This window comes from Rhizobium sp. Root483D2, assembly GCF_001426685.1.
In the GTDB taxonomy this organism is placed as follows: Bacteria; Pseudomonadota; Alphaproteobacteria; order Rhizobiales; family Rhizobiaceae; genus Pararhizobium; species Pararhizobium qamdonense.
On sequence record NZ_LMFB01000041.1, the window covers coordinates 15936 to 31970 of the forward strand.

The following is a 16035-nucleotide window of genomic DNA, read 5'->3' on the forward strand; positions in this document are numbered from 1 at the left end:
GGGGTAGGGCCACCCACCCCCGTCGCGGGTCCTTCCCCCCAAAACCCGGCCTGCGGGTATTTGGCACGGCAGCATGTGGCCAGTGTGAGCGGTTTTTCGAAGCCTAAAGTTAGAGCCTAAACTCAAGTCTAGGAAAGCTAAAGTCCGGCATGTCGATGCTTGCGGAAACGATGTCAAAAGGCGACTTCGCGGCGCATATCCGTGTCAGTCCGGGCCGCATTTCTCAGTACATCACAGAGGGCAAGCTAACTGGCGATGCACTGGACGGCGAAGGTCGCAAAGCTCGGATCAGGACGGCCGTCGCTTTGCAACAGCTGAGCCGGACACTCGATCCAGCCCAGCGTTTCGGCGCGAACGGCGCCGCGACGATCGCGCCCGTCATGTCGGTAACGAAACCGCAGACGGCACCATCGGCCGCGCCTGATCCTGTCGTCGATGAGATTGCGCAGGAGCGGCTGAAACAGCAGCGGCTCAAAACGGCGCGCGAACAGCGGGATGAGGACCTGTCCACCGGTCGCTACATGCTGACCGATGCAGCCCGCCGCGAGACCGGCCGGGCCGTCAGTGAAGCCTTCAAGGTGATGGACCAGGCCATTCAGGAAATGGCAAAAACCATGGCAGCCCAGTTCGGTGTGCCGCAGCGTGACGCACTCCTGGCGCTTCATAAAGCCATGCGCGACACGCGCGCCAAACAGGCCGCCGCGTTCCGAGAGGTTGCGGATCAGATGCCGGAGCTGATCGAGGACTGCTCGGAATGACAATGCTCTACAATCCGCAGCGCCTCGCATACGAGGTGCTGGCGGAAGTAACCGAGCCGCCACCGCCGGTCGATTATTTGAAGTGGGCAACCGAGAACATCGTGTTCTCAGAGCGCATCACGGACCATCCCGGCCCGTACAACGAAAAGCTGGTGCCGTTCTTCTCGGAAATCCTGCGGGCGTTGTCGCCTGAGGACCCGTGTACCATCGTCAGTCTGGCGAAGTCGGCGCAGATCGGCGGAACGATCTGCGCCAACATCTTCACCCTTGGATCGCTCGACATGGCGCCCGGCGATTTTCTGTATGTCCATCCGACAGAGGAGAATGCTGAGCGCTGGTCGAAAACCAAGCTGATGCCATTGGTTCGGGAAACGCCTGCGATTGCCGCGCTGTTCTCGCAGAACAGCCGGGATGCTGGCAACTCGATCCGTTACAAGGAGCGGGCTGACGGTCGCGGTGCAATACAGGCGGCCGGTGCTAATTCGCCGGCCGGACTGTCGATGATCTCGCCGCGCAAGCAGGTGCAGGACGATCTCGCCAAATGGCAGATGAACGATGCCGGTGACCCTGAGGTGCAGGCAGACAGCCGGACGAAGGCATTCTTCACCGGGAAGATCTTCAAGATTTCGACCCCCATGGTCTGGCCTGGCTGCAAGATCACGGCCAATTACCTGGAAGGAACACAGGAGAGCTATCACGTCCCGTGCCCGCACTGCCACGAGTTGCAGGAGCTGCGCTGGGAAAATATGCGGGATCATATCGATGCCGAGCATCCTGAACAGGCACACTTCGTCTGTATTCATTGCGGCTGCGAAATCCACGAGCATCGTCGGGACTGGATTGTCGATCCGGCCAATGGTGCAAAATGGATTGCCAAGTTTCCGGAGCGCGCCCGCCGCCATCGTTCTTTCCGCATCTGGATGGCCTATTCGCCCTTCGAGCGCTGGGAAAATCTGGCGCGAGAATGGCTTACCGTCCAGGCTGGCGGACCGGAGAACCGGGAAAAGGGTTCGGGCGCCGAGCAGACGTTCTGGAATGACTGGCTCGGGTTAGCCTACGAGGCGGACAACAAGGCCATCGACTGGGAAGTCCTGCGGGATCGCGCCGCCAACCACGGCTTCACACGGGGCGTCGTTCCGCCGGAAGCACTCGTTCTGGTCTACGGTGTCGATGTCCAGGGCGACCGTGTCGAATGGATGCTGGTCGGCTACGGCAGAAACCGGTATCGCGCCGTCATCGATCATGGCGTGATCGACAGCCGGGCCGGAAGTCACAAGGCCGGGTTCAAGGAGCATACGGGCCACATCTCCGAAACGGAGGTGCGCGCAACGCTCGACAGCTTGCTGGAGCGCAAGTGGCCTGATGAGACCGGACGTAAGCGGGTCGCGGATCGCCTGGCGATCGACGGCAATGCCTACACCGACGATGTCTGGTCATGGATACGCAAGCATCCGAAGTCACGGGTGATCATGGTGCGCGGCGGCAATGTTGATGCTGCGCCGCCGATCACGCAGACGAAGGAGTACGACAAAAGGGGCAGACCGAAGAAGCAGAAATGGTCTTCCCGGTTTTTCACCTTCAATGCGTCGGCCTTCAAGCTCCGGCTCTACCGAGACTTCAAAAAGGATGACGCGGAGCAGGCTGGTTATATCCGCTTCGCGTTTGGCCTCGGCGACGATTTCTACCAGCAAGCGACCTCGGAAAATCGGGTCGCGCAGAAAACCAGAAGCGGCCACACCCGCTATGTCTGGGAACTTGCGGCTGGCAAGCGCAACGAAATCCTTGACATGTTCAACCAGAGCTTGGCCGGCGCCTACCGCTTTGGGGTTCCTTATCTCACAGATGAGGAATGGGATGCGATCGAGGACCGTATCAACCGGATTGAAGATCCGGTGCAGGCCGATCTTGAAGACCACTTGGCGCTTTTGACCGCCCAGACCGGGCCGACCGTTTCGTCGGAAGAACCGAAACAGTCGGCACGCCTTGCTGCCGCACTCGCTCGCGCCCAGCGCGTGACGCAACGAAACCGTTAGGAACCCTCGAATGGCTTTGTCCGAACTTGAACGCGCTGTTGTTCAAGCGCAGCTCGACGAGGCGCGTTCGGCGCTTCACAGGCTGGAGCTAGGACAGTCCGAAGTAAGCCTCGCCTACAATGGCGAGAGCGTCACATATAGCGCGGCCAGCGCTGCAAACCTGAGGCTTTACATCCGTCAGCTGGAATTCAAGCTTGGGCTCCGCTCGGCGCCTCGGGCGCGTTCGCGAGGAGTGATATTCGGATGAGCGGAGCGGTTCAAATTCTCGGCCCCGACGCGCGCCCACTGGCGCCACATGTCCGCCACGCGGCCCGCACGCAGGTTGCGAAAAACAGGATGATGGCATCCGCCGCTTACCAGGGCGCGTCCCATGAGCATCCGTCGTTTGCTAAATGGCGGCCGGGTAGCTGGTCGGGACAGGCAGCGCTCACGTGGTCGCGCACCGACCTTGTGGACCGGTTGAACGACGTTGCGCGTAACGACGGCTGGGGTGCCGCTGGTACGTCGCGCCTCGTTGATAACATCATCGGTTCGGGCTGGACGCTTGCGGCGCGGCCCAACTATGCATCATTGAATATGACATTCGACCAGGCCGACGCGGTTTCGGACAGGATCGAAGCTCTCTGGCGCGACTACACGCAGGATGTTGATAAATACTGCGACGCCGAGCGAACGAAAACGATGCCGGGAATTCTTGGCCTCGCGGCGCGCCAGCGTTTTGGCCCCGAGGGCGAGGCGTTCGGCGTTATCGTGTGGCATGAGGATGCGCCAACTTTTCAGACGGCGGTCCACATCATCGACCCTGCGCGTTGCTCAAACCCGAATGGCGGAATGGACGAAGAGTTTCTGCGCGATGGCGTGGCGATCGACGACTACGGCGCGCCGCAGGGATACCATTTCCGCAAGTCGCACCCCGGCGAGGTTATCGTTGGCAACGCCAACCTGTGGAAATGGGATTACGTCGAGCGCTCCACAGAGTGGGGCCGCCCGATCGTTGTTCATGCCTTCGAACAAAAACGCGCTGGCATGACGCGCGGCGTTTCCGACTGGGCGCCTGTCATGCGGTCGATAAAGCAATCGACCGACTATGAGGATTTCGAAAGCCAGGCTGCGATGCTTAACGCGGTCATGGCCGCTTTCATCGAAACGCCTTTTGACCCGGAAGAATTTCTGGATGCGATGGGCACCGATGTGACGCCGGATGGCGTCTCGAAGCTTTACGGGGAAATGGCCAACGCCCAACAGGCTTATTATTCGGCAGCGCCGATCGATCTGCCGGGCGTTCGCGTCAACATGTTGCAGCCCGGCGAGAAGGCGATGCTGACCGATCCGAAGCATCCGAACGCCAATTTCGAAGCCTTCGTCAATGCGGCGTTGCGCAAGGTCGCCAGTGCCATCGGTCTCACCTATGAGCAGCTGACGATGGATTGGTCCAACGTCAACTACTCCTCGGCCCGCGCCGCACTTCTGGAAATCTGGCGCGGATTTACGGCGAAGAAAGGCGGTTTTGCATCGCAGTTCATGGCGCCGATTTATCGGGCGTGGCTGGAAGAGATCTTCGACAAGGGCATGCTCGACGATGTGCTGCCTGACAATGTCGTGCCCTTCGACCGGAACCCGGCCGCATGGTGCCATGCCGACTGGATTGGCCCTGGCCGTGGCTGGATAGATCCTCTGCGGGAAGCGCAGGCTGCTGGCGAGCGGCTGAACTCGCATCTGACGACGATGCAGCAGGAGTCTGCAGAACAGGGACGCGACTGGAAAGTCGATGCACAGCAGCGTGCGCGAGAGCAGGCCTATTACCGCGAACTCGGTCTCGATAGCACGCCCGTCAACATGCAGAAATCCCAGCCGGCACAGGCGCAGGACGATACCAGCGCGGACGACGAGATCGAAGAGGCCGTCAACGGCAAGACATCGGCGCGCCGGCATGTGCTCGGCATCCCGTCTATTCGCAGAAAGGCAGCGGCATGACGAATTTTCCCGAAATTGCCAGCCGCATGTTCAACACGCCGCTGATGCTGCACCCGTCGAAAGGCGACATTATCGCCCGTGCATTCGGCCCTCGCATTCTCGGCCTGCCAGACACCGCAGCCAATGTTGCCGGCGGCGAGCAGATGGGCATCATCGGCGAGAAGCTGCGTGCGGTTACCGACTATTACGGCAATAAAGTTTACAGCGGCGCTGACCGGGCTTGCGAAGGGATTGCTCTGATCGAGATCGAGGGATCGCTCGTCAACAAGGGCAAGTGGATCGGAAAGTCATCTGGCATGACAAGCTATGAGGCTATCGCGGTTCAGGTAACAGACTGCCAGCAGGATGACAGTATCAAGGGCGTCATTGTTGAGATCGACAGTTTCGGCGGAGAAGTCACCGGTGCATTCGATTGTGCGGAACGGATTTTCGAGCTGTCTCAAGTCAAGCCGACCATTGCGGTCTTGACCGACCATGCGTGCTCGGCAGGCTACTTGATGGCGGCCCCCTGCCGCCAGATTGTTATCCCGACAACCGGCATCTGTGGTTCGATCGGCGTCATATCCATGCACGTGGACATGAGCGCCTGGCTGAAACAGAACGGCCTGAACGTGACGATCCTCAAAGCTGGACAGCACAAGGCTGACCTTAATCCCTACGAGGCTATCCCCAAGGATGTTCTCGAGCGCGAACTGGCGGAGCTGGAAGAGCTTCGTGTCGAATTCGCGTCGGCTGTTGCACGGTTTCGTGCTGGTCGGCTCGATCTGAAATCCGCACTGGCAACAGAGGCGGGTGTCTACCGTGGGCAAAAAGCGGTCGAGGCTGGCCTCGCCGATGCAGTGGCACGGCCTTCGCAGGTTCTCGAAGCCTTCGAAGCTGAACTGAGCCGGTCAGCCGGCTGATCTCAAACCAAAATTGGAGACCACGATGTCGAGTTTGACACGTACTACCACGCTCGCCGCGAGCGTGCTCGCCGCCGTGCGCGGAAAAAAGAACGGCAATCGCCTCGAAGACGAGCGGCCGGAAGAAACCGACGCCGTCGAGGAAGAGGATCAGACTGATCCGGAGGCCGAAGGCGACGACACCGAGCCGGACGCGGAAACAGAAGAAACCGATCCGGATGCCGAGGACGACGCGACCGACCCGGAAGCCTCTGCCGAGGATGAAGCCGATCCGAAAAAGGCCGCCGCATCCGCGCGCCGTGCCGAGCAGGGCCGCATCAAGTCCATCCTGACGCATCCCATGGCGGACGCGAACCCAGCGCTCGCGGCCGAACTTGCCTTCGGCACCAAAGCCTACTCGTCGAAGGTGGCCGGGGTTCTCATGACATCTGCCGCCGCAGGCGGGCGTTCGCGTCTTGGCGACCGGATGCAGGGCCGTAGCCCCAAGCTTGGCTACAGCGCGCCGGTGACACCTAAAACCGAAAGGCAGTCGGTCCTCGCCAGTGCCGCCGCTACCATTCAGGCCATCCACGGCCGAAAAAGCAGAAAGGGAGCCTGATCATGGCAACTGCAACAGCTGCACCGAACGACCTGCTCGTTTCCGACGTGCCGGTCATCACCCGCAACATCACCATCCTGAGCGGGCAGAACCTGAAGCGCGGGGCGGTGATTGGCAACATCACCGCATCCGACAAGTACACGCTGTCCGCCAGTGCGGCGGGCGACGGCAGCCAGACGCCGAGCCTGGTGTTGGCGATCGATGCCGACGCAAGCGGCGGCGACCTGGTGGCGGCGGCCTATGCCTCCGGTGCCTTCGATTCGACCAAACTCATTCTGGGGGCAGGTCATACCGTCGCCAGTGTCGAGGCCGCGTTCCGCAAGGAAGGCGCTCCGCTTTACGTGCGCGTTCTGAAGTAACCGCCGTCAACCGATAAGGACCATTTTCATGGCTGATCTTCTCCTCAATACGGCGGAACTCTTGACGGTTCTGCCGCCGCGTGACCGGCCGGAGGCATTCCTCCGCGACCGGTATTTCCCGACAACCGTCCTTTCGGACACCGAGGAAGTGGTGTTTGACGCCATCATTCCTGACCGGGAGCTGGCGCCGTTTGTTCATCCTGACGTGCCCGGCAAGGACAGCGCCAATCGCGGCTTCAAGGTGACGAGCTTTGCGCCTGCCTATGTCAAGCCGCAGAACACTTTGCGTCCGCGCGGCAACATGATCCGTATGCCGGGCGAGCGCATTGGCGGCGACAGCACACCGGCGCAGCGCTACGCCTACAATATCGCGACCATCATCGACGATCAGGACAAGCGGATCACCCGCCGCGAGGAGGCGATGTGCTCGCAGCTTCTCCGTACCGGACAGGTCGTGGTGCAGAGCGAGGACTTTCCGGCGCAGACCGTCAACTACGGCCGCGATGCAGCCCTGACGATCGCCCTTGCGGGCGCTGCGCGCTGGGGTGAGGCGGGCGTCGATCCGTTCAACGATGTCGAGACGTGGCTGCAGCTTCTGACCGACACGGACGGCTTCATGGGTCGCGAAGTCCTTCTGGGTGGCGGCGCCGCCGGATACCTGAAGCGCTCCGAACGGTTCCTGAAGACGCTCGACAATCGCCGTCAGGATGGCGGCAACATGCAGCTCGGCCCGGTTTCGACTGGTGGCGAGGACCAGTACTATGCCGTTCTTGGCACGATCGGCGAAATCACGTTCGTCCAGTATTCGCAGCCTTACACCGTTGCTGGTGCGAAAAATAACTTCTGGCCGACGTATGGTGTGGGGATCTTTGATCCTTTCGGTTTCATGGGTCACTTCGCCTACGGCGCCATTCTCGACAACCAGGTCCTGCGTTCCCTCGAGCGCTTCCCCGACATGTGGCATGAGCGCAATCCATCGCGCACGATCATGCAGACGCAGTCGGCGCCGCTGCCCATCGCCCCGAACCCCAATGCCAGCATGTTTGCGCTGGTCCGTTAAGCCCATCCGCCGGCTGCCGCGTCCGTGGCAGCCGCTTTTTCCAAGGAACACGATCATGTCTAACAGAGAACGTTTTGCCGTCACGGTGCAGACTGGCCGCCGGAGTTATGCTCCAGGTGAATTGGTTCCCATTGGCGGGGAAGATGGCATCACAGCGGTTGAGGCCGCAAACCTGCGTGCCAATTTCGGCGATTGGAGCGGCCCGGAGATCAATTCTTCCGTTGAGCTGAATGCCGATGTCGCCGAACTCCAGCGCCAGTTCGAGGCGATTACCCAGGAGCGTGACGAACTCCAGGCCGCCAAGGATCGCCTGACCGTCGAAAACGAGCGGCTTGCGTCGGATATCGCTAAGGCGCCCAAGCCGGTCAAGGCCTCCGTCCTTCAGGAACTCGAAAATCAGAAGGCCGAGGTTGTTCGCCTCTCTGGTCTGGTCGAGCAGCTGAAGACGGACAAGACGCAAGCTGATGGCGACAACGCGGCCCTTGCCGAACATATCAAGGAGCTGGAGGCAGACATCGAAAAGCTGACGGCGGCGCAGGCGTAGCATGCGTCCGACCATCTTCCAGAAAATGGGTCCGGCGTTCAGCCGGGCCTTCGGGAACGCAACTGCCATGTTCACGATCGGCGGCGTTCCCGGTCCGTCGGTTCCGATCATCCTGCGCAACGGCCGAGATCTCGACGAAGGCGACGAGCAGGGGCAGGGCGTCGAGGTCAAATCTTACTCGCTCGGAGTTGCCGCAGTGCATGTGCCTGGTCTCACCAGCCAGCGCGATACAATGCTGTTTGATGGCAAGGTTTATCCGGTGCGCAACCACATGGATGACGGGCACGCGATGCTGCGTATCTTCGTCACGGGAGACATATAATGAAAATTGCCCCTGATACATCAGACGAAAAACCGGCCGATTTCATGCCTGCCCAGGCTATCGACCCGTTGCAAAGCCTTTGCGATGCGCTGGTGTCCGGCGCCGACGAGGACAAGTCGGCTGCCCGTCAGCTCATTTCCGCGATGGAGCGCCCATGGGAGCAGCTTCCATCCCGCCTGAAAACTGCGGCGCGAGTTGACGCAAGCGCGCTTCTTGCAACGTCCGGAGGCCTCGCGCAACTCATATCGGCGGGCTACGGTGCGAGAACGGCAGAGCAGCTGATGCGTGATCTCGGTCGCCGGGGCTAATCGTGGCACATCTGCGCAGCCAAATTTTCGGCGCGGTGAAAACTGTTATGGTGTCGATCACCGAATTTGCCGAGCCGGGCAAGGTGGAGCGGGGACGGGCCGGATCGATACCAGAGCATCTTTTGCCGGCTCTTACCCTCACGTGGGCAGACCGTCCGGAGCCTGCAACGGTTCGGCCGATGGCGACGGCCGATGGTGCTGACGGCTACGATCGAACGCTGCCACTCTCGATCATCGTTCATCTGAAGGATGAAGATCCGGAAGAAGAGTTTGATCGCATCTGCGTTCTGGTCGAGGCACGAATGGCTGGGATCATTGAAATTCCCGGACTGACTGTTGAGACCTTGCTTCGCTCGACAGAATATTTTGTCAACCGGGAAACTGGCATGTCGCTTTTGGCGGGAAAGCTGGACTACTCGGTGTCCTACAAGACCGTTGCGGCTAATCCAGAGATCGCGGCGCAATAATAGACTTCAAATTGAAACTGGAACAATCGGAGGTCCCGAAGGACCTCCTAGGAGATTTGATATGACCAGCCTTGCTTCTACGCAGAGCGAACTCAAAGACGATACTCTTGAAAGCGTAAAAAACTTTCAACACTGGATATCGGCCGATCTACAGATCGTGCGGGATAGCCTAACCTCTCTGTCTATCAGCGTTAAAGCTTTAGAGGCTCGTTGCCGCCTGCTCGAAAAAGGTCTTGGCAATTAATAATACTCTGGCGCGTTCCTCAGCGTTGGTTTCGTCGGGACGCTCGTCATCAAGGAAGGTCGCCGAAACGTTTGGAAACCCAACGTTTTTGTTAAAATTGACACTTACGACCCTGCCATTGGCCTGATCATTGAAAGTTATTTTTGGGTCCTGAAAAGTTGTCATGTTTGCTCCTCTGTTACAGCGGGAGAGAAGCACGATAGCAACCGGGAGTCGAGCCAGATAACAGTCCGTGAAAACGTATTCGGCAGTTTTTTCAAACTGTACGGCGCACAGCGCCTACACTAAACCTCGAAAGGATATTCCCATGGCACTCGGCCGTACCCTCACACTTGCCCGGAAAGGCGTAGGCGCCGGTTTTGATCTTGCCTGCATCACCGAACAGCGATCCCTCGAAATCAACAACGAGGAGATCGACATCACCAAGCCGAATTGCATGGACCCCGGCAGCAAGCTTGTCCTGGCCCTGATGTATGGAACACAGTCGATCCGGTTTTCCGGGCAGGGTGCCTTTGTTTCAAATGCCACGATGAAGCTGGTTTCGACAGACGCCATCAACCAGGTCATTCATGAATATCAGGTGACCTTGCCAGGCGTCGGCACCTTTGAAGGTGACATGTTGATCAGCATGACGTTTTCCGGCGACAAGACAAACGAGATGCAGGCGGACATTCGTTGCGCCATGACTGGCGATATCGCCTTTGTGGCGGCGGCATGATGAGCGCGCTTCCTGCAAACCCGCTTCGAGGTGAAGCGGATGTCCGGATCGGGGCGATCGATTTCCGGATCGCTGTCACCTTCGGGGGGCTGGCCCGCCTCTCTCAAGCGCTTAAGGCCCAAACAATGGATGAGATATTTGTCCGTCTCGTGGGCTTTGAACCCTTTGCGGTCCTATGCGCAATCCGCTGCCTAGCTGTTGCGGAGACCGACGACGAAGTGTCGGCGCTATGCGCCAAGGTCTTGGCGGAAGGTAATATTTCGTACGCCGACCAATTGGCGTGGGTTGCGGCCATTGAACACGCACTCAATTCCCATATCGATGCCGGGAAGCGAGTTCGCGAAAATATCACACCCGCCGACATTGCTGAAACGGCCGTCCTGGGAAACCCCGCAAGCCTCTCCTGATCTCCACCCATCTTAAGATGCTTTTCCGCATTGCCGTTTCACCAGAGCGGCTGGCTTGGTTGCCAGCGACATTCTGGATCGCGACAGGGGCGGAACTTGAGATGGCCCTGGAGGGGCTTGCCGGAGACTACAAGGCCGCTCCCTTTATTTCCCGTGAGGAAATTCGCCGTTTGGCCGTGGCGCACGGGACCAAACCTTCGCTGCGATCCCATCCCAATGTCGTGTCGTTGAGCGAGCGGCAACAAAAGGAATTATGATGAGCCGTCCCGACATTCCTGTAACGATCAGTGGCGATCCAAAAGGATTTGAGGCCGCGATGGCACGCATTCGCGCACGTGCAGGGACTACGGCAACCAGCGTCGCGCAATCCTTTATAGCTCTCAAGGCAAGGATTGGCGGAGTAGCAGGAATTGCGGCCGGGATTGGGCTCACCGCAACAATAGGGGTAATTCGCGATACCGCAGCTGCGGTAGCGTCAGTTGGAGATGAAGCTCGAAAAGCTGGCCTTGACGTGAAGTCCTTCCAAGAGCTCAAGTTTGTTGCGGAACAAAATCGAGTGGGTGTGGACGCGCTCATTGATGGGATCAAGGAACTGAACCTGAGAGCCGATGAGTTTGTTGTGACGGGCGGGGGGTCAGCTGCCGATGCGTTCGAAAGGCTCGGCTTGACTGCGGAAAGCCTGAAGGAAAAGCTTAAAGATCCATCAGCGTTGTTTACCGAGATTATCGGGAAACTCGGAAAGTTCGACAAGGCGGCACAGATCCGCATAGCGGACGAAGTTTTTGGCGGTTCTGGTGGTGAGCAGTTCGTTCAGCTGATCGACAAAGGTGAGGCCAAAATTCGCGAGACGATCAAAGCCGCCAATGATCTCGGTATCGTCATGAACAAGGACCTCATCGACAAGGCCGCTGAGATCGACCGCAGGTTTAACCTGATTGCCAGCACGGTAGGTACGAACCTCAAGTCCGCGATCGTGTCCGCCACTGCGAGCCTCGCAATTTTTCTAGATGGTTTCCGCGAGTTTCAAAACCAGATGGCTGTGACGCTAGAGACAAAGCAGGCGGAACTCGGAATGCGGCGCCTCGACATAGAGAGCAAAATTCTTGAGAAAAAACAGGAGCAGAGAGATGAGGCTGAAAAGCTTTCATCCGTTGCCCGAAATTTGGGGTTTGAAGACAGCAAGAACGATGCGGTAGCCGGCGTAACGGGCCAGATAAACTCCCTCCAGGCCGAACTGGCCCGGGTTGCGGAGGAGGAGGCGCAAATTGTCAACGTCCTCAATGGGCGCAACAAAGCCGAAACCAAACCAGCTGGAGATTCATGGACGCCGCCGAAGGTGGATCAATCATCGTCGTCGCGGGGATCTGGAGCCAAGTCTGCCAAGGAGGAAGAGGCGGCCTACATCGGCGTCATCAAGGCTTTGAAGGAAGAAATTGAACTGATCGGCAAGTCCGATGTCGAGCGTGAGAAGATGACATCGCTGCGGGAAGCCGAGGTCTCCGCCACTTCGAAAGAAGGGCAGGAAATCGAAAAACTCATTGAGCTTAAGCACCGGCAAGAAGCGGCCGAGGATGCCCTGCAGGCTAAGCGTGAGCAGGCGCAACAGGCAGCCGAGGACTTTGGCGCCACCCTTGATGATCAGTTGGGCCGGATTATCGACGGTACGTTCGAAGCGAAGGATGCCTTGGCAGCCCTTCTTCAGGAGTTGCTGAGTGCCGCTACGGGCGGCAAAGGCCTTTTTGCCGGACTTTTTGGTTCTATTTTCGGCGAGGGCAAGACTGGCATCTTGGGCTCCAGTGCCAAACCGGCTGTCACACCCGGAAATATCCTGGGATTTGGCGGCGCCCGTGCCGGCGGAGGGAACGTTTCGCCTGGTCGCATTTACCAGATCAACGAACATGAAAAAGAGCTGTTCATGCCGGGCGTCCAGGGCAGCATCGTTGCGCCGAGCAAGTTGGGTAGCAATCCCGTGAGTGTCACGTTCGCTCCTCAGATTGATGCTCGCGGTGCATCCGTCGAAGCCGTCGCCCGCCTGGAGCATGCACTTACGCGACAGCAGGCTGACTTCAGCGCCAACGTTGTGCAGACGATCCGCAAGGCCAATCAGAGCGGCGTTAAGCTTGGAAAGTTCCACTGATGGCATTCGATGCTCTCAATATCCTGACCAGCTTTCCCGGCTGGTCTACGGATTTCGACCTGATGTACCGGCAGGAACAGAGCCGGACAGCGGGCGGGAAAACCTACGTCAAGGATTTGGGTTCACCGCTCTGGGCTGCGAGCTGGATCAGTGCCACCCTCAACGCGAACCAGCTCGATAGCTGGCGCGCCAGATTGAAGGCTCTCGAAAACGGGCTGGTCGAGTTTCGGGCGATCCCCATGAGCCGATATTATCCCATCGCTTATCCGAACGGTTCATGGCCGACTGGCAGCGCTTTTTCCGGCTCGGGGACAGTCGGGACCATTAACGCCAACCGGAAGGCAATTTCCGCAGCCGGATTTCCAGTTGGCTACACGCATTCGGTTGGGGATTATGTGCAGATCGGATCGAGCGATCTGCATCAGATCATCGAAAATGCCACCACAGGGCAGTTCGAAATCCGGCCGCATCTTTGGCCAGGCGTCGCGGCAGGGTCTGTTTTGAAGGCTTTTAAGCCGTTCTGCCTCATGACCATTGTGCCGGGGTCAATTAGCAGTGCTGCCGATCCGATCACTGGCCGGGGCAAGATTTCGTTTCAAGCGATAGAATCGAGAAGCTGACATGCGGTATCTGTCGGCCAATAATTATGCAGCGCTTCAGCAGCGGCAGCTTGTTGCCCGTGATTTCATCTGGTTCAAGGCTCGCACGTTCGCGACCGGCGCGCCGTTTGAATACGGATTTTGGTCAGATGTTGGGAATGTGTCCGCTGCTGTCGAAAACCCGGACAATGCCGTCGAGGGCGGCTCGGTCATTCGCAATTTCGAAGGCGCGGGATCGCTGATTTCGATCAGCGATATTCCCTTAGTCTCCAATGCTGAGGCACAAAGCGTCACCATCGCCTTGTCGCAGATCGATGACGCCGTTACCAACCTCATTCGCGGGTACGATCTCAAACAGGCCGTGGTGGAAATCTATCGCGGCCTGTTCTCACCTGTCAGCCGCGAGGTTGTTGCGCCGGCGCTTTGCCGTTTCAACGGTTTTGTCGATGATCCGGACATTACCACGCCTTCAGAGAATGAAGAGGGTTCCATCATCCTTTCCTGCGTCTCTCATACGCAGGAGATGACCCGAACCAATTCCGACACGCGCTCGGTCGATAGCCAAAAACTGCGTTCGGCGACTGACGATTTCCATCGTGACGCGGCAACGGTCGGCGAGTGGGAGCTTTTCTGGGGTCTGAAATCAGGCAAGATCAGCACGTCAGCGCCGGAACGTATCAGTTCCAGTATTCCTTCGCAGCGATGATCAGGGCGGCTACGATCGTGGATCGCATGCGCGTTCTGGCGATGGCAAAAGCGTTCCATCGTGCGTCGGGCGCTCCGTTTCCGTTTTCCGCACCGATGGCCGATGCGCTGTTTCACTCGGCTCTGGCTGATGCGGACATGCTTTGCCTGGTCCAAGACGCCGAAGGATCAGCGCGAGGCGTGATTGTCGCGGAAGCGCGGCCGCATCGGTTCACGCCGGTCAAGATGGCATTTGAGCTGATCTTCTGGATCGACCCCGAGCATCGCGGCCGCCACGCCGGCGCGATGCTTGACGCCTATGAGACGTGGGCGCGCCATCGCGGCTGCGCCTTCATTCACATGGTTGGGCTTGGTGGCGATCCGCTTACCTCCCGGCTTTACGAGCGCTGCGGCTATCAGGCCGCCGAGCGTCACTTCATGAAATCTCTCTAGCCGCTCGCGGCATCTCAGGAAAATTATGGCCGTCTTTTCAACCGCCGCTGTCGCCGGGGCTCTTGCCGTGGCTGAAACGTCGTTTCTGGCAACAGTCAGCACGTTTGCGCTCAATGCTGCGGTCGGCGTCGGTTTGAACCTGGCCGTGGCGCAGTTGACCAAGGTCGATCAGCCACAAGTTGGCGGCGTCCGTGGCAAGCTGCAATCGGGCGGCGACGTTCCGCGCTCGTTCATCTTGGGAACCCGTGCGACATCTGGCTCCCTGCAATATGCGAACACCTGGGGAAAATCTGGCAAGACGCCCAATGCTTACCTTACGCAAGTGATCCAGCTATCCGACGCTCCCATCAAAGGTGTGACGGCAATGTGGGTGAATGGCTCGCCGGTTACCATTAACACCGCAGACACGTCGTACGGCGACTGGGGCTTTCCCGTCTCTGATTATGAGACCGGCGATGGCGGCAACAATATGTGGGTCAAGATCTACGACGGTACCCAAACCGTCGCGGACCCATTTCTGGTCAATACCGTTTCATCGGAAGATCGTCCCTATGCCAGCACGCGCGTAGGGCGCGGCTGCGCCTATGCGATCGTCACGTCGCAGATCAAGGACAGCTTCTTTTCGGGATTTCCTTCGTTTCGCTTCGAAGTCGCAGGAATGCGGCTCTACGATCCATCCAGAGACTCGACACGCGGCGGGGTAGGTTCGCATCGTCTGAACAATCGGGCGACATGGGGCGGCGACGGCGACGATTTTCCGGCTGTCCAGGCCTACAATCTGCTGCTGGGGATCACCTACGACGGCGCCTGGCTCTATGGTCTTCAGACACTGAAGGCTGCATCGCTGCCCGTCGCCCACTGGATCGCCCGTATTAATCAGTGCCGCGCCAAGGTTTCCGGTCCGAACGGTTTGGAAACGCAATATATGACGGGGATTGAAATTTCCGTTGATACGGAGCTGAGCGCCACGATTGACGCAATCCTGAAGGGTGCGCATGGCAAGCTGATCGAGGTCGGTGGCGTTTACAAGCTGCAGATGGGCGAGCCCGGGGCGCCTGTCCTGTCGTTTACGGATGCCGATATTCTATCTACCGAACAGCAGAAGGGTAAGCCCTTTGCGAGCCTTGCAAATTCCATAAACGGCGTCACGGCCAGTTATCCAGAGCCTACCAAGGCTTGGAACACTCAGCCAGCGCCGCCCCTCTACAATGCCAGTTTCGAAGCTCGTGACGGCAAGCGCCGTTTGACCGTCGATCTGCCGTTGGGCACGGTATCACGTTTTTCGCAGGTGCAGCGCATCATGACTGCGGCGTTGGCCGAGGCGCGCCGAGAGCGCAGGCACACAAAGACCTTGCCGCCGTGGGCTTGCTTGCTTGAGCCGGGTGATGTGGTCGAGTGGAATTCGGAACGCGAAAGCTATGCGACCAAGAAGTTTAGGGTTGAGGGCGTTGCCGACAAAGCCAATCTC

The 16035-nt window shown here is 58.9% G+C and carries 21 protein-coding genes; 20 read left to right on the forward strand and 1 reads right to left on the reverse strand.

From position 1 onward, the window contains the following. The first annotated feature begins 149 nt into the window (after window positions 1–149). From ASD32_RS24860 to ASD32_RS24915, 12 genes are read left to right on the forward strand one after another with little or no spacing between them, the layout of a single operon-like run. The gene (locus ASD32_RS24860) at window positions 150–758 is read left to right on the forward strand and encodes a hypothetical protein (RefSeq protein ID WP_060640726.1); all 609 of its coding nucleotides are present in this window, start codon (window positions 150–152) and stop codon (window positions 756–758) included. After that, on the forward strand, window positions 755–2791 hold the full coding sequence (locus tag ASD32_RS24865) for a terminase gpA endonuclease subunit (RefSeq protein WP_060640727.1): 2037 nt from the start codon (window positions 755–757) through the stop codon (window positions 2789–2791). Before ASD32_RS24860 ends, ASD32_RS24865 begins: the two co-directional genes overlap by 4 nt. Before the next feature lie 10 nt (window positions 2792–2801). Continuing rightward, window positions 2802–3038: a gpW family head-tail joining protein gene (gene gpW, locus ASD32_RS24870; RefSeq protein ID WP_060640728.1), complete on the forward strand. Its 237-nt coding sequence runs from the start codon at window positions 2802–2804 to the stop codon at window positions 3036–3038. Further along, on the forward strand, window positions 3035–4765 hold the full coding sequence (locus ASD32_RS24875; protein ID WP_060640729.1) for a phage portal protein: 1731 nt from the start codon (window positions 3035–3037) through the stop codon (window positions 4763–4765). Before gpW ends, ASD32_RS24875 begins: the two co-directional genes overlap by 4 nt. Further along, window positions 4762–5667, forward strand: coding sequence for a S49 family peptidase (locus ASD32_RS24880; protein WP_060640730.1), 906 nt, complete (start codon window positions 4762–4764; stop codon window positions 5665–5667). Before ASD32_RS24875 ends, ASD32_RS24880 begins: the two co-directional genes overlap by 4 nt. A 25-nt stretch (window positions 5668–5692) precedes the next feature. Further along, entirely contained in the window at window positions 5693–6265 is a 573-nt protein-coding gene (locus ASD32_RS24885) for a hypothetical protein (RefSeq protein ID WP_060640731.1), read from the forward strand. A gap of 2 nt (window positions 6266–6267) precedes the next feature. Continuing rightward, window positions 6268–6624 carry a head decoration protein gene (locus ASD32_RS24890; RefSeq protein WP_060640732.1) on the forward strand — a complete coding sequence of 119 codons (357 nt, stop codon included), beginning with the start codon at window positions 6268–6270 and terminating at the stop codon, window positions 6622–6624. 28 nt (window positions 6625–6652) lie between these two features. Further along, on the forward strand, window positions 6653–7684 hold the full coding sequence (locus ASD32_RS24895; protein WP_060640733.1) for a major capsid protein: 1032 nt from the start codon (window positions 6653–6655) through the stop codon (window positions 7682–7684). Between the two features lie 55 nt (window positions 7685–7739). Beyond that, window positions 7740–8228, forward strand: coding sequence for a hypothetical protein (locus ASD32_RS24900; protein WP_156383344.1), 489 nt, complete (start codon window positions 7740–7742; stop codon window positions 8226–8228). A gap of 1 nt (window position 8229) precedes the next feature. Continuing rightward, window positions 8230–8550, forward strand: coding sequence for a hypothetical protein (locus ASD32_RS24905; RefSeq protein WP_060640735.1), 321 nt, complete (start codon window positions 8230–8232; stop codon window positions 8548–8550). Next, entirely contained in the window at window positions 8550–8858 is a 309-nt protein-coding gene (locus tag ASD32_RS24910; protein WP_060640736.1) for a hypothetical protein, read from the forward strand. The genes ASD32_RS24905 and ASD32_RS24910 overlap by 1 nt, the downstream gene beginning before the upstream one ends. Window positions 8859–8860: 2 nt before the next feature. Continuing rightward, window positions 8861–9325: a hypothetical protein gene (locus ASD32_RS24915; protein WP_060640737.1), complete on the forward strand. Its 465-nt coding sequence runs from the start codon at window positions 8861–8863 to the stop codon at window positions 9323–9325. A gap of 199 nt (window positions 9326–9524) precedes the next feature. Here the strand turns inward: ASD32_RS24915 and ASD32_RS24920 are convergent, their stop codons facing one another. Next, window positions 9525–9734, reverse strand: a complete 210-nt coding sequence (locus ASD32_RS24920; protein WP_060640738.1) for a hypothetical protein — start codon at window positions 9732–9734, stop codon at window positions 9525–9527. Window positions 9735–9801: 67 nt separating this feature from the next. Here ASD32_RS24920 and ASD32_RS24925 point away from each other — a divergent pair, with 67 nt between their 5' ends. From ASD32_RS24925 to ASD32_RS29220, 8 genes are all read left to right on the forward strand, one after another. Then, window positions 9802–10287 carry a phage tail tube protein gene (locus tag ASD32_RS24925; protein ID WP_244490266.1) on the forward strand — a complete coding sequence of 162 codons (486 nt, stop codon included), beginning with the start codon at window positions 9802–9804 and terminating at the stop codon, window positions 10285–10287. Further along, window positions 10284–10694 (forward strand): hypothetical protein, encoded by a 411-nt coding sequence (locus tag ASD32_RS24930; RefSeq protein WP_244490267.1) that lies wholly within the window; start codon window positions 10284–10286, stop codon window positions 10692–10694. Before ASD32_RS24925 ends, ASD32_RS24930 begins: the two co-directional genes overlap by 4 nt. Before the next feature lie 101 nt (window positions 10695–10795). After that, entirely contained in the window at window positions 10796–10951 is a 156-nt protein-coding gene (locus tag ASD32_RS24935) for a hypothetical protein (RefSeq protein WP_244490268.1), read from the forward strand. After that, window positions 10951–12831 (forward strand): tail tape measure protein, encoded by a 1881-nt coding sequence (locus ASD32_RS24940; protein ID WP_156383345.1) that lies wholly within the window; start codon window positions 10951–10953, stop codon window positions 12829–12831. The genes ASD32_RS24935 and ASD32_RS24940 overlap by 1 nt, the downstream gene beginning before the upstream one ends. Window positions 12832–12893: 62 nt before the next feature. Beyond that, window positions 12894–13451 (forward strand): hypothetical protein, encoded by a 558-nt coding sequence (locus ASD32_RS24945; protein WP_244490269.1) that lies wholly within the window; start codon window positions 12894–12896, stop codon window positions 13449–13451. A 1-nt stretch (window position 13452) separates the two neighbouring features. After that, a complete protein-coding gene (locus ASD32_RS24950; protein WP_060640743.1) occupies window positions 13453–14136 on the forward strand; it encodes a hypothetical protein in 684 nt (227 codons plus the stop codon). A gap of 26 nt (window positions 14137–14162) precedes the next feature. Next, on the forward strand, window positions 14163–14567 hold the full coding sequence (locus ASD32_RS24955) for a GNAT family N-acetyltransferase (protein WP_244490281.1): 405 nt from the start codon (window positions 14163–14165) through the stop codon (window positions 14565–14567). Between the two features lie 67 nt (window positions 14568–14634). After that, on the forward strand, window positions 14635–16035 hold a 1401-nt coding region (locus ASD32_RS29220), incomplete at its 3' end, for a phage tail protein (RefSeq protein ID WP_200953650.1).

Excerpts from the sequence above, each read along its gene's own strand:
- ASD32_RS24860 (WP_060640726.1), top strand. The coding sequence starts at position 150 with ATGTCGATGCTTGCGGAAACGATGTCAAAAGGCGACTTCGCGGCGCAT.
- ASD32_RS24865 (WP_060640727.1), top strand. The coding sequence starts at position 755 with ATGACAATGCTCTACAATCCGCAGCGCCTCGCATACGAGGTGCTGGCG.
- gpW (WP_060640728.1), top strand. The coding sequence starts at position 2,802 with ATGGCTTTGTCCGAACTTGAACGCGCTGTTGTTCAAGCGCAGCTCGAC.
- ASD32_RS24875 (WP_060640729.1), top strand. The coding sequence starts at position 3,035 with ATGAGCGGAGCGGTTCAAATTCTCGGCCCCGACGCGCGCCCACTGGCG.
- ASD32_RS24880 (WP_060640730.1), top strand. The coding sequence starts at position 4,762 with ATGACGAATTTTCCCGAAATTGCCAGCCGCATGTTCAACACGCCGCTG.
- ASD32_RS24885 (WP_060640731.1), top strand. The coding sequence starts at position 5,693 with ATGTCGAGTTTGACACGTACTACCACGCTCGCCGCGAGCGTGCTCGCC.
- ASD32_RS24890 (WP_060640732.1), top strand. The coding sequence starts at position 6,268 with ATGGCAACTGCAACAGCTGCACCGAACGACCTGCTCGTTTCCGACGTG.
- ASD32_RS24895 (WP_060640733.1), top strand. The coding sequence starts at position 6,653 with ATGGCTGATCTTCTCCTCAATACGGCGGAACTCTTGACGGTTCTGCCG.
- ASD32_RS24900 (WP_156383344.1), top strand. The coding sequence starts at position 7,740 with ATGTCTAACAGAGAACGTTTTGCCGTCACGGTGCAGACTGGCCGCCGG.
- ASD32_RS24905 (WP_060640735.1), top strand. The coding sequence starts at position 8,230 with ATGCGTCCGACCATCTTCCAGAAAATGGGTCCGGCGTTCAGCCGGGCC.
- ASD32_RS24910 (WP_060640736.1), top strand. The coding sequence starts at position 8,550 with ATGAAAATTGCCCCTGATACATCAGACGAAAAACCGGCCGATTTCATG.
- ASD32_RS24920 (WP_060640738.1), bottom strand. The coding sequence starts at position 9,734 with ATGACAACTTTTCAGGACCCAAAAATAACTTTCAATGATCAGGCCAAT.
- ASD32_RS24930 (WP_244490267.1), top strand. The coding sequence starts at position 10,284 with ATGATGAGCGCGCTTCCTGCAAACCCGCTTCGAGGTGAAGCGGATGTC.
- ASD32_RS24935 (WP_244490268.1), top strand. The coding sequence starts at position 10,796 with ATGGCCCTGGAGGGGCTTGCCGGAGACTACAAGGCCGCTCCCTTTATT.
- ASD32_RS24940 (WP_156383345.1), top strand. The coding sequence starts at position 10,951 with ATGAGCCGTCCCGACATTCCTGTAACGATCAGTGGCGATCCAAAAGGA.
- ASD32_RS24945 (WP_244490269.1), top strand. The coding sequence starts at position 12,894 with ATGTACCGGCAGGAACAGAGCCGGACAGCGGGCGGGAAAACCTACGTC.
- ASD32_RS24950 (WP_060640743.1), top strand. The coding sequence starts at position 13,453 with ATGCGGTATCTGTCGGCCAATAATTATGCAGCGCTTCAGCAGCGGCAG.
- ASD32_RS24955 (WP_244490281.1), top strand. The coding sequence starts at position 14,163 with ATGCGCGTTCTGGCGATGGCAAAAGCGTTCCATCGTGCGTCGGGCGCT.